The sequence below is a fragment of the Xanthomonas sp. LMG 12461 genome, from assembly GCF_009192935.1.
GTDB lineage: Bacteria > Pseudomonadota > Gammaproteobacteria > Xanthomonadales > Xanthomonadaceae > Xanthomonas_A > Xanthomonas_A sontii.
Window position 1 is genome coordinate 23,207 of record NZ_NQYT01000042.1, and the last position, 12,531, is coordinate 35,737.

Genomic DNA, 12,531 nt, shown 5'->3' on the forward strand with positions numbered 1-12,531 from the left:
CCCACGTCCGGCAAGACGACGGCACCGCTCGATGCCCGACATGTACGGATTTGCCTTACCCGCAGTCGTCGCGGACTTTTGCCCCATCTCGTTGATTTTGCATATTGACAGCGATACTAACGTCAGAAATACTGAACTCGACGCCCACCGAATCTCCTGTCTCCGTACCAGCCGATGAGGGCATGCACGCGGATCCAGGAGGACGGCAGGCGACGACGGGCCGGGAGACGGCCCGTTGCGGGCGCTCCGGCCGGAAAGGACCGCGGCTGCCGCTCGTCCCATGGCGTACAGGTCCGTACATCCAGACAAGGAGAGACACCATGATCAAACCGTTACTGACCCTGACGGTGCTGGCGGCCGCGCTGGCCGCGCCCTGCCTGCAGGCCGCCGAGCGCGCACCGCTCAACGCCGCCGATGCCATCCAGGGCATGGGCGAACGCCTGCCTATCGGCAAGAAGAACGTCAGCCTGTCGCCGCTGTTCAAGGTCTACACGTTCGAGAAGGCCGGCCTGCGCTTCGTACAGATCAACTCGTTGCGGGACGAGGTCATCACCGTGCTCACCGCCACGCCGGGCACCGAGGCACGGCTGCCGATCGGCAGCGCCGCCGAGGAGCAGATGATCGCGGTCAACGACGCGAAGAACCAGCCGCTAGGCATGGTCACCGCCGCGGCGAGTTGCCCGTGCAACGCCACCGTGGTCTACCGCGACGCCAACACCACCATCGTGGTGGTCTACGGCTCCAACGGCGAGTACATCACCTCGTATGTGATCAAGAGCCCGCAGACCAAGCTGCCGCAGTAAGTGCCGACCGCGCTGCGGCCGCGCCCGGCGGCCGCAGCGTGACCCAGCGCCGCCGATCGGCGGACGCGGGTGCCCTGATCGGCCCCGTCGCCCGGCGAGCGATCGGCAAACGCGTGCGGCCGCCTTCCGAGGAAGGCGGCCGCACCCAACGACAGTCCGGCGACCGGACCGCAACGACTCAGAACTCCTGCCAGTCCTTGTCCAGCGCCACCGCCGCCGCGAACGACGGCGCGCGGCGTGCCGGTGCGGCCGCGGCCTGCGGGCGCGGACTGCGCGTCATCGTCTGCGTCGCGTGCCTGCCGCGCGGCAACGGAGCCGGCATCGGCGCCGCAGCCGGCGCGCCGTCCAGCTTGAACAGCGCCACGGCCTGGGTCAGCTCCACCGACTGCTGCTCCATCGAGCGCGCCGCCGCCGTGGCTTCTTCCACCAGCGCCGCGTTCTGCTGCGTGCTTTCGTCCATCTGGGTGACGGTCTGGTTGACCTGCTCGATGCCGGCCGACTGCTCCTGCGACGCCGCCGAGATCTCGCCCATGATGTCGGTCACCCGCTGCACCGACGCCACGATCTCCTGCATGGTGCTGCCGGCCCGGTCGACCAGCGCCGAGCCTTCGGCGACGCGGGTCACCGACTCGTCGATCAGCGTCTTGATCTCCTTGGCGGCATTCGCCGAACGCTGCGCCAGGGTGCGCACTTCGCTGGCAACGACCGCGAACCCGCGGCCCTGCTCGCCGGCACGCGCCGCTTCCACCGCCGCGTTCAAGGCCAGGATATTGGTCTGGAAGGCGATGCCGTCGATCACGCCGATGATGTCGGCGATCTTCTTCGACGAGGCCTCGATGCCGCTCATGGTCTCGACCACCTGACCGACCACGGCACCACCCTGGGACGCGACCGACGCCGCGCCGCTGGCGAGCTGGTTGGCCTGGCGCGCGTGCTCGGCGTTCTGCTTGACCGTGGAGGTCAGCTCCTCCATCGACGCGGCGGTTTCTTCCAGGCTGGCGGCCTGCTGCTCGGTGCGGCGCGACAGGTCGTCATTGCCGGTGGCGATTTCGCTGGCGGCGGCATTGATGCTGACCGCGGCGGTCTGGATGCGGCCGACGATGCCGGTCAACTGGTCGGCGGTGGCGTTGGCATCGTCGCGCATCCGCGCGAACACGCCGTGGAAGTCGCCGTGCATGCGTGCGGTGAGGTCGCCGGCGGCGATCGCCTGCAGCAGGGCGGACAGCTTGCCCAGGTTGCGGTCGCTGACCTCCATCATCGCGTTGAGGTCCTGCACCATCAGCCGGAAGTCGTGCTGGAAACTGGCCGCATCGCCGCGGGCACTGAAGTCGCCGGCGGCGGCCGCTGCGGCCAGGCGCTTGATCTCGGTATTGATCGCCAGCAGGCTGGCCTTGGCCGCATCCATCGACTCGTGCAGCACCGCACGGCTGCCGGGCAGCCGGCGCGCGTCGCGGCGCAGATCGCCGTTGGCGTATTCGTTGAGGATCTCGACCGCCTCGACGATGGCGTCCAGGTGCTCGAACATCATGGTGTTGATGCCCTTGCTCAGTTCGCCGTACACGCCGGGGAAGTCCTGCGGCATGCGGTGGCTGATGTCCTTGTCGGCATGCAGCTCAATCATCAAGGCGGTTTCGCGGGAGAAGCGCTGCAACTGCGTCTGCATCCCACCCATCGCCAGCAGCAGGCGGCCGGGTTCGTCGCGCGCGTCGGTGGCCACGTCGTTGTCCAGGCGGCCGGCTGCGATGGCCTCGGCGGCACGGGTGGCGCGATTCAGAGGCACGGTCAGGCTGCGGGTGATCAGCCACGCCAGCAGGCTGCTGACCAGCACCACCGCCAGTCCGCCGGCGATGAGCATGGCGCGCCCACGCGCCATCGCCGCCGTCGCTTCCGCATAGGCCTCGTTGCTGCGGGTGGCCTGCAGATCGGCATAGCGGGCGATGGCGTCCTGCCATTTCTGCGTCAGCGGCGCGGACTCCCGCATCAGCAGGGCCAGGGCCTCGTCCGGCTTGTCGTGCATGCCCAGATCCATCACCCGGTTGTTGACGTCCACGGTCATCTGCCGGGCGCGATCGACGTCCTCCAGCACGGCCTGGCTCTGCGCACCGCTGGGGATGGCGCCCGCCCGCTTGCGCGCCTCCTGGTAGCGTGCGCGCTGCTCGACGACGACCTTGGCGAAGCGGATGTTGTCTTCCTGGGAGGTCGGCAACACGATGTTGCGGACATTGATGGCCACGACCGAACTGGCGTTGAGCATGTCGCTGGACGCGCGGATGGCGGCGATGTTGCGGTTGACGATGCCGTCCAGTCGCTCGCGCGCCTGGAACAGGGTCAGCAGCCCGGCGACGACCAGCGCCGAGGACAACAGGATGAGGATGCCGAACGCGGTGGCGAGCCGGGCACCGACGTTGTAGCGCTGAAGGAATGCAATCATGGAATGGCCTTTGGGGGAATGAGAGGGGCGATGGAACGCCGCGGACCACGCACGCCGACCAGCCGCCGTTGTGCGCGCCCGCATCGAACGAGATGAATGATTCGTGAAAAAGCGTTTTGAATCAGACGCTTGATGACGCATTCCGCTCGATGTGCGGGCGATGTAACGGCGCCCGGCGCGGGGACTTGAGAGGCGATTGCACGGAATTTATTGAACACCCTCAGGCACATCACAGGGATGTGGAGAGGCCATTCGCACGGCGTCCGGATCGGCGTTTTCGCGTGAATGCCGCGTGCACGTGATGTTGCAACGGCCGGCACGACGCTTGCTTGCGGCGCGAGGTCGCAGCGAGGAAAAAAGTTTTCCGATTGACCGCACGGCGGCGACCTCGACACGTGGTGCGAAGACCAGGAACGCGATCGCGGTCACTTCGCAGCGTCAGCCGGGAACCCGCGGCCGCAGCCACGGCGGCAACGATGCTGTCGTACAAGGGACGCGTCGCATCACGCGCACTGCGTCTGCCGCACGGCGGCGGCGCATGTGACGACGTGCTGGAGGCTCACGCGGGCAACACGCGCGTAAGCCCCACGCAGGCGTGAGGACGGAGCAGGACGCCCACGCGCGTGGCGTGGGCGTCGGTCAGAAACAGCGTGCCGCGCCAAGGCAGGCACGGCATCGCGACCGCAGTGGAACATCCTCGGATCGGCGGGACGCCGCGCCGGCAGCCGCAAGGCAACCCCCACGCGACAGGCGAGCGACGCGCATTGCGCCGCTCGCCGATGACAAGCGCCGTGCGGCTCAGAACTCCTGCCAATCCTTGTCCAGCGCCATCGCCGCCGCCGGCTGCGCCGCACGCCGCACAGGTGCGGCCTTGGCCGCTGCCGGAAGGACGCTGCGCTTGCCCGCGGGCGTCGCGGTGGCCTGGTGCCGCGGCGCCTGCGCTACCGGCGTGGCCGCCGATGCGTCGAGCTTGAACAGCGCCACCGCCTGGCTCAGTTCCACCGCCTGCTGCTCCATCGAGCGCGCCGCCGCACTGGCCTCTTCCACCAAGGCCGCGTTCTGCTGGGTGCTCTCGTCCATCTGCGTCACGGTCTGGTTGACCTGTTCGATGCCGGCCGACTGCTCCTGCGAGGCGGCGGAGATTTCCCCCATGATGTCGGTGACACGCTGCACCGAGGTCACGATCTCGGTCATGGTCTTGCCGGCCTGGTCGACCAGGACCGAACCTTCGGCGACGCGGCTCACCGAATCGTCGATCAGGCTCTTGATCTCCTTGGCCGCGCTGGCCGAGCGCTGCGCCAGGGTGCGCACCTCGCTGGCGACCACGGCGAAACCGCGCCCCTGGTCGCCGGCACGCGCGGCTTCCACCGCCGCGTTGAGGGCCAGGATGTTGGTCTGGAAGGCGATGCCGTCGATCACCGAGATGATGTCGGCGATGCGCCGCGACGCATCCTCGATGCCGCTCATGGTGGTCACCACCTGGCCGACCACGTCGCCGCCCTGCGAGGCGACCGAGGCCGCACCGGCGGCGAGCTGATTGGCCTGACGCGCATGCTCGGCGTTCTGGCGAACGGTGGAGGTCAGTTCCTCCATCGAGGCTGCGGTTTCTTCCAGGCTCGCGGCCTGCTGCTCGGTGCGGCGCGACAGATCGTCGTTGCCGGCCGCGATCTCGCTGGCCGCGGCATTGATCGACACCGCCGAGTGCTTGATGCGTCCGACGATGCCGGCCAGCTGCTCGGCGGTGGCATTGGCGTCGTCGCGCATCTGCGCGAACACGCCGCGGAAATCGCCGTGCATGCGCGCGGTCAGATCGCCCGCGGCGATCGCCTGCAGCAGGGTCGACAGTGCCTGCAGGTTGCCATCGGCGGTGGCCATCAACTGGTTGAGGCTGTCCACCATCACCCGGAAGTCGTACTGGAAGCGCTCGGCGTCGCCGCGGGCGCTGAAGTCGCCGTCGGCCGCGGACGTCGCCAGCTGCTTGATCTGCCCGTTCATCGCCGACAGGTTGGCCTTGACCTCGTCCATGGTCTGGCTCAGCACCGCCTCCTCGCCGGGCAGGCGGTCCATATCCTGCGACAGGTCGCCGATCGCGTAGCGGCCCATGATCTGCGCCAGGCGCGTCTTCACCGCCAGGTGCGAGGCCACCAGCGCATTGGTCTCGGCCGCCATGCGCCCGTAGTCGCCCGGGAAGGCCTGCGCTTCGATGCGGTGGCTGACTTCGCCCGCATCGTGGCGCTTGGCCATTTCCAACTGCGCGCCGATCAGGTTGCTGACCTGCTGCTGCATGCCCTGCATCGCAACCAGCAGACGTCCGGTTTCGTCGCGGGCGTCGGTGCGTACGTCGTTGTCGAGCTTGCCGCTGGCGATGGCCTCGGCGACACGCGTGGCGCGGGTCAGCGGCACGGTCAGGCTGCGGGTGATCAGCCAGGCCAGCAGGCCGCTGACCAGCACCACGAGCACGCCACCGGCCACCAGCAGGCTGCGGCCGCGGTCCATCGCGACGTTGGCGCCGGCGTAGGCCTCGGCACCGCGCGTGCGCTGCCGGTTGGCATAGGTATTGATCGCCTCCTGCCATTGCTGCGTCGCCGGTCCGGCCTCCGCCATCAGGACTTTCAATGCCTCATCGGCCTTGTTGGCCATGCCCAGGTCCAGGACCTTCTGGTTGGCGAGACGGGTCAGTTCGTAGGCGTCGTCGATGGCCTTGCGCATCTGCGCGCCGGTGGCATCGCTGACCGGGATCGCATAGAGCTTGTCGTGGACCTCGCCGTAGTAGCGGCGCTGCTGGTCGACAGCCTTGGCGAACCGCTCGTTCTCTTCCTGCGTGGTCGGCAGCACGATGTTGCGCAGATTGACCGCCACCTGTGCGCTGGCATTGCGCATTTCGCCGGTGTAATCGAGGATCTGCATGCGCCGGTTGACGATGGTGTCCATCATCTCGCGCGCCTGTTTCAGCGTCAGCAGCCCGGCGACGACGAGCGCACAGGAGAGCAGGATGAGGACGCCGAAGGCGGACGCGAGCCGCGTCCCGACGTTGTAGCGTTGCAGGATTCCGATCATGAGGGGCCACCAAGTAAGAAAAGGAGAGCAGCCCGCGTCACGACCTGGATCGCGCAGGACACCCTCGGGCCAACGGCCTGGGCGCGATGCGACGGAGAAGAAGGAAAAGACACTTCCATCACCGGCCGCATCGGGGGTGTCCCATGCGGGTACTCATACTAGGTAACGGCGACCCGCCCGGAATCTTGATGCGCAACTGCGCACAGTTTCCTAAATCCCCTCAGCATCGTGACTACGATGTACACGTTGCGCGTCTTCCCTCACGCCACCCTTGCACACCCGTAAATTCCATGTGAAACAAGGACTAGAAGGCGCCTTAGCGGCGCTGGCGCACGTCACACCTACCGCCACAGGCGTCGCCACGCGCACACCAAAAATGTCGTAAACGGCATATATCCGCGACCGCCCGGGCGACCGGCCTCCGCGCCGCCGGGCGCGGAGGCGGCGTGCCTCACTCGGCCAGGTTGGTGCCGGCACCGGCGGTGGCGATGACCTTGGCCTTGACCTGCGCGGCAGGGATCGCCGTGTACATGTAACCCAGCGACTCGGGATAGGTCTTGGACGAGATCCAGGTGGTGGCGTTGGCGTAGGGCTTGCTGGTGCTCTCCGGCACCGTCCAGGTGATGCCGCTGCCGACGTAGTTGTTGATCAGGTCCCAGTAGCCGATCTCGCTGCTGTCGCGCGAGGTCACCGGGTTCTTGATGTTCTCGAAGTAGTTGGCTTCGATCAGCGCCACCCCGCCCATGCGCACGTTGATGCCGGAGGTGAAGACGTTGTTGAAGTAGTTGTTGTAGATGTGGCTCAACCCGCGCCGCTGCAGCGGCAGGCGCGATTCCACGTTCTCGAAGCGGTTGTGATGGTAGGTGGTGCGCGCGGCGGCGTTCTGGGTATCGCTGTCGCTGTAGCCGTTGAGCGCGACCTTCTGGTAGTCGTGGATGTAGTTGTACGACACGGTGACGTGGTTGACGCCCTTCTTCATGTCGATGCCGCCGTCGAAGGACGCGTCGCCGGCGCCGGGGCATTTGGTCAGCGAGGCGAAGATGGTGTTGTGGTCCACCCAGATGTTGGACGGCTGGCCGCTGGAATTGCCTTCCAGCGAGATCGAATCGGCGTCCTCGCCGCCGGGCAGCAGGCCGATGGTCATGTTGCGGATGATGACGTTGTGCGCATTGCCGACCACGCGCACGCCGAAGTTGGCCGAGGAGCCGTTCGCCCCCTTGATGGTGATGTCGCGCTTGTTCTTGATCTGCACGGTCTTGGCCGGCAGCTTCCATTGCGTGCATACGTCGGTGATGCTGGCGTAGTTGAAGCTGCCGGTGTAGTTGAGCACCAGGCCGCCGGAGCCGGCGTAGTTGTCGATCGCCGCCTGCATCGCCTCCATCGTGGCGACGTTGACCGGAATGGCGTTGCCGCCACCGGTGGTGTTGGCGCCGTAGCCGACCGGGCCGGCGAAGGCCGGGGCGGCGCCGACGGCCAGAGCGAGCGCCAGTGCGCCCCTGCGGAACTGCTGCTGCATGATGTCTCTCCCATCTGTCGCGATGAGTGCAGGACGCATGACAGTGCATGCATGCGCCGGCACGGGGCGTGGGGGCCGGCGGCATTCTTGGAATGCACGCGGCGGCCCGCGCAATCGCCGCGACGCAGAACTGGAACCCTGCGCTCCGTTCGCCGCGCGGGACAGGACAAGCGGACACGCACGGTCCGCAGGAGACAGACAGCGACAGCCGGGGACAGGCCGTCCGCACGCACGCTGCGTTGGACGCACCTCGCCGGCAACGACGGCGAACGGCCGTGCATCGCGCGCATCGCCATCGCCGTCGGCGCACTGCGCAGGGACAAGCGCACGCCGGCGCTGCGCGGCCGCGAATGTTGCGGCCGCAGCACGTTTGCGCGGGCCATCCGACGCCGAACAGGCGCCGGATGGCCGCAACGCGCTCAGCTCACCGTGTCCAGGCGGTTGTCGCTGCGGTCGGCGTCGGGCAGCACGTGATCCGGATCCAGGGTCACGTGCAGCACCTTCTGCGTACTCGGCACCCGGATCTGCGGCTGGGTCTGCTGCATCCAGGTCTCCACCGGCACGCGCTGATCCAGATGGCTGCCGTCGGCGAAGTCGATGCGCAGGGTCGCCGGCATCACCAGCTTCTGGCGGCTACGCAGGGTCACCAGCAGGCCCCTGGCCGGATCATGATCGACGTAAGCGGCCGCGCGCACGCCCATGTCCAGCTGCCAGTTGTTGAAATACCAGCCGCGCCACCACCAGCTCAGGTCCTCGCCGGCCTCGCTCTCCATCAGCCGGAAGAAATCCGACGGCGTCGGGTGCTTGTAGGCCCAGGTGGCGATGTACTTGCGGAACGCCGGATCGAAGCGCGCCGGCCCGAGGATCTGTTCGCGCAGCAGCACCAGGCCCAGCGCGCCCTTGAAGTAGGTCAGTGGGTGCCGGTATTTCTCGCTTGTGGCGTCGGCGCGATCGAGCAGGGTCGGCGCCTGCGCGTCGGCCAGCAGTGGCAGGATCTCGTCCACCGGGTTGCCGCCGCCGGGCGCGTACTCGCCATCGCGCTTGGGCGCGAATTCGCCATGGTTGATCGCGTCGGAGGCGTAGACGTCGATGAAGGTATTGAAGCCCTCGTCCATGAAGGCGTGGCGGCGCTCGTTGGAGCCGACGATCATCGGGAACCAGCCGTGGCCGAGTTCGTGCGCGGTGATCCAGAACAGTTGCTTGCCGCCGTCCTCCATGTCGTCGAAGACGATGCCGGGGTACTCCATGCCGGCGCCGTGGCCGCCCAGGTTCACCGCCGCCGGCCACGGGTACGGATACCACTGCGAGAAGTGTTCGATCGAGGCTTTGACGAACTCGGTGGAGCGGCCCCACTTGTCGCTGCCGACCGCGCTGCGCGGATACACCGACATCGCCAGCGCATGCTTGCCTTCGGGCAGGTTGATCCGCGCCGCATCCCACACGAACGCTGGCGAGGCGGCGAAGGCGACGTCGCGGGTGTGGTCCATGTGGAAGCGCCAGGTCTGGGTGCCGCTGGCGCTGGGCCGGCTGGCCGGCGTGCCCACCTCATCGGCGCCGCGGATGGTCACCGTGCTGTCGCTGGCGGCGGCTTGCGCGAGGCGCTGGCGCTGGGTGGCGGTCAGCACCTGCGCGGGGTTCACCAGCTCGCCGGACCCAGCCACCAGATAGTTCCACGGCACCGTCACCGCGTAGTCGAAATCGCCGTACTCCAGGTAGAACTCCGCGCCCAGGTAGGGCTGGGTGTCCCAGCCGCGCAGGTCGTCGTACACCGCCATGCGCGGATACCACTGCGCGATCTCGTAGATGTCGCCGTCGGGGGTGGGCGTGACCGCGGTGCGGCCGCCCCAGGTGCCGGGCACGGTGTAGGCGTAGTCGATGTGCAGCTTGAGCGCCTTGCCGCTGGCCAGCGGCTGCGGCAGATCCACGCGCATGCGCGTGTCGTCGATCAGGAAGGTGGCCGCCACGCGCTTGCCGCCCTGCTCCAGTTCCACCTTGGCGATGCGGTAGCCCTCGGTGCTCTGCGGCGCGGGCCGGTCGGCACGCGCGGCGCGCAAGTTGCGGGCGCGGGCATCGCTGCGGTACAGGTTCTGGTCCAGCTGCAGCCACAGCACGTCCAGCGTGTCCGGGCTGCGGTTGCTGTAGGTGATGGTCTCCTGGCCGCGCAGCGTGTGCGTGGCCGGTTCCAGGGTGGCGTGCAGGTCGTAGTCGGCGCGGTTCTGCCAGTACTGCGGGCCGGGCACGCCGCCGCCGCTGCGGTAGGCGTTGGCCGGCTGCGGCAACTGCAGCGGTGCGAACAGCGCCTGCGGATCGTAGGTGCCGGCACCATCCGCGGCGGCGGTAGTGGCGGCATCGGCCTGGGCGGCGGCGACAAGGGAAACACAAGCCGCGGCGAACGCAGCGCGGCGCAGGACAAGGATCATGGTGGCGTCCGTGGGGAGGATCGCCGCCGATGGTAGGCCGATTGGGGGTGGCGCGAATGTGCCGTTCGCCACCTTCGGCAGCGGATGCTCGGCAAGGCCGCGTAGCAGCGGCTTCAGCCGCGATGGGCGCTACCGGGAAGGCCCATCGCAGCTGATCCCTGAAGGGGACAAGCGCCGCTCCTACGACGGCAGGGTGACGCGCGCCGGGCTCAGCCCAGCAAGGTCTCCAGCACCGCCATGCGCACCGCCACGCCGTTGGCGACCTGGCGCAGGATGCACGACTGCGCGCCGTCGGCGACTTCGTCGGTGATCTCCACGCCGCGGTTGATCGGGCCCGGATGCAGCACCACCGCGTCCTTGGACGCGCGGCGCAGTCGCTCGGCGGTGAGGCCGTACTGGCCGTGGTAGTCCTCCAGCGAGGTCACCAGGCCTTCCTCCATGCGCTCGCGCTGCAGGCGCAGCATCATCACCGCGTCCACGCCATCGAGCATGGCGTCGAAGTCCTCGCCGACCACGCAGCCGTCCAGGGTGTCGTCGTCGGGCAGCAGCGCGCGCGGGCCGCAGACGCGCACTTCGCCGGCCCCGAGGGTACGCAGCGCGTGCAGGTCCGAGCGCGCCACCCGCGAGTGCTTGACGTCGCCGACGATGACCAGCTTGAGCTTGGAAAAATCGCCGCCCTTGGCGTGGCGCAGGGTCAGCATGTCGAGCAGGCCCTGGGTGGGATGCGCGCTGCGGCCGTCGCCGGCGTTGATCAGCGCGGTGCCCTCGCCCGCCGCCTCGGCCAGACGCTCCACCGCGCCGTCCTCGGGGTGACGCACGACGAAGCCGCGCACGCCCATCGCTTCCAGGTTCTTCAGCGTGTCGCGCGCGGTCTCGCCCTTGCGCGTGGACGAGGTGGAGGCGTCGAAGTTCAGCACGTCGGCGCCGAGCCGCTGCGCGGCCAGCTGGAAAGAACTGCGGGTGCGCGTGGACGGTTCGAAGAACAGCGTGCACACCGCGGTGCCGGCCAGCACGTTGCGCTTGCCGACCCGGCCCACCGCCGCGTCGCGGATCTGCCCGGCGCGGTCCAGCAGTTGCAGCAGGGTCGCGCGCGGCAGCCCTTCCAGGGTCAGCAGGTGGCGCAGGCGCCCGTTCGAATCGAGTTGCGGATCAGTCATGGCGGGTCCGGGCAGTGGATCAGGGAGGGGGAATGGCGTCGTCGGGCGCGGCCAGCCAGCGCTCCACGATCACCGCGGCGGCCACCGCATCCAGCGCGGCGGCGTCGCGGCGGCGCTTGCGGCCGGCCGCGCGGTCCACCGCGAAGCGTTGCGCGGCCTCGACCGAACTGGAGCGCTCGTCGACCAGCACCACCGGCAGGCGGTAGCGCGCGCCGAGTTCGCGGGCGAAGGCGTGCGCGCGCTTGCGGTTGGGCTGGTCGGCGCCGTCGAGGGTGAGCGGATCGCCGACCACCAGGCCGTGCGGCCGCCATTCGGCATGCAGGCGGTCCAGCGCCAGCCAGTCCGGCCCCTGCGCATGCACGTCGATCACCGCCAGCGCGCGCGCGCCGTTGCCGAAATAACTGCCGACGGCCACGCCGATGCGGCGGTGGCCGACGTCGAAGCCGAGCACGGTGCCGTCGCGGCGGATCGTCGCGGGCGCGGCGCTGGCGGGCGCGGACGCGCCAGGCGCAGGCAGGCCGGACTCAGGCATGCCCGCTGTAGTCGGTGAGGCGGAACAGGTCCACGCCGATGCGCCCGGCCGCGGTCTGCCAGCGCCGCTCCAGCGGCAGCTCGAACAGCAGTTCGGCATCGGCCGGCGCGGTCAGCCAGCTGTTCTCGCCCAGTTCGTACTCCAGTTGGCCGGCGCCCCAGCCCGCGCAGCCCAGCGCGACCACCGCGTTGCGCGGCCCCTCGCCGCGCGCCATCGCCTCGAGCACGTCGCGCGAGGTGGTCAGGTACAGGCCGTCTGCGAACGCCAGGCTGGAATCCCAGCCGTGCGCGCCGTCGTGGATGACGAAGCCGCGCTCCGGATGCACCGGCCCGCCGCTGAGCACCACCTGCTCGCGCAGCGTGGCGTCGATGGTCTCGATGCCCATCTGCTCCAGCACTTCGCCCAGGGTGTATTCGGAGGCGCGGTTGACCACCACGCCCATCGCGCCGTTCTCGTCGTGCTGGCAGATCAGCGCCACGCTGCGGGCGAAGTTGGGATCGGACAGCGCCGGCAGCGCGATCAGCAGTTGGTTGGCCAGAGGCGTGGGCAAAGCGGACATGGCCCCATTCTATCGTCCCTCCCGCGTGCGCGCTGCCCGGGCTGCGGCGGGCTGCC

At 68.8% G+C, this 12,531-nt stretch carries 8 protein-coding genes; 1 reads left to right on the forward strand and 7 read right to left on the reverse strand.

Going from position 1 to position 12,531, the window contains the following annotated elements; translation table 11 throughout:
- Positions 1–320: 320 nt before the first annotated feature.
- Positions 321–803, forward strand: coding sequence for a hypothetical protein (locus tag CEK68_RS11555; RefSeq protein WP_152239445.1), 483 nt, complete (start codon positions 321–323; stop codon positions 801–803).
- Positions 804–981: 178 nt separating this feature from the next.
- Here the strand turns inward: CEK68_RS11555 and CEK68_RS11560 are convergent, their stop codons facing one another.
- The 7 genes from CEK68_RS11560 to CEK68_RS11590 form a co-directional block, all read right to left on the reverse strand.
- Positions 982–3,234, reverse strand: a complete 2,253-nt coding sequence (locus CEK68_RS11560) for a methyl-accepting chemotaxis protein (RefSeq protein ID WP_152239446.1) — start codon at positions 3,232–3,234, stop codon at positions 982–984.
- 798 nt (positions 3,235–4,032) lie between these two features.
- Positions 4,033–6,291 (reverse strand): methyl-accepting chemotaxis protein, encoded by a 2,259-nt coding sequence (locus tag CEK68_RS11565; protein ID WP_152239447.1) that lies wholly within the window; start codon positions 6,289–6,291, stop codon positions 4,033–4,035.
- Positions 6,292–6,742: 451 nt separating this feature from the next.
- On the reverse strand, positions 6,743–7,807 hold the full coding sequence (locus CEK68_RS11570; RefSeq protein ID WP_017910646.1) for a polysaccharide lyase family 1 protein: 1,065 nt from the start codon (positions 7,805–7,807) through the stop codon (positions 6,743–6,745).
- Positions 7,808–8,226: 419 nt separating this feature from the next.
- Positions 8,227–10,227, reverse strand: a complete 2,001-nt coding sequence (locus CEK68_RS11575; RefSeq protein ID WP_152239448.1) for a M1 family metallopeptidase — start codon at positions 10,225–10,227, stop codon at positions 8,227–8,229.
- Between the two features lie 209 nt (positions 10,228–10,436).
- Positions 10,437–11,384 carry an aspartate carbamoyltransferase catalytic subunit gene (locus CEK68_RS11580; protein WP_152236595.1) on the reverse strand — a complete coding sequence of 316 codons (948 nt, stop codon included), beginning with the start codon at positions 11,382–11,384 and terminating at the stop codon, positions 10,437–10,439.
- Positions 11,385–11,403: 19 nt separating this feature from the next.
- The gene (gene ruvX, locus CEK68_RS11585; protein ID WP_152239461.1) at positions 11,404–11,901 is read right to left on the reverse strand and encodes a Holliday junction resolvase RuvX; all 498 of its coding nucleotides are present in this window, start codon (positions 11,899–11,901) and stop codon (positions 11,404–11,406) included.
- A 7-nt stretch (positions 11,902–11,908) separates the two neighbouring features.
- Positions 11,909–12,475 (reverse strand): YqgE/AlgH family protein, encoded by a 567-nt coding sequence (locus CEK68_RS11590; protein ID WP_010344126.1) that lies wholly within the window; start codon positions 12,473–12,475, stop codon positions 11,909–11,911.
- Positions 12,476–12,531 lie beyond the last annotated feature (56 nt).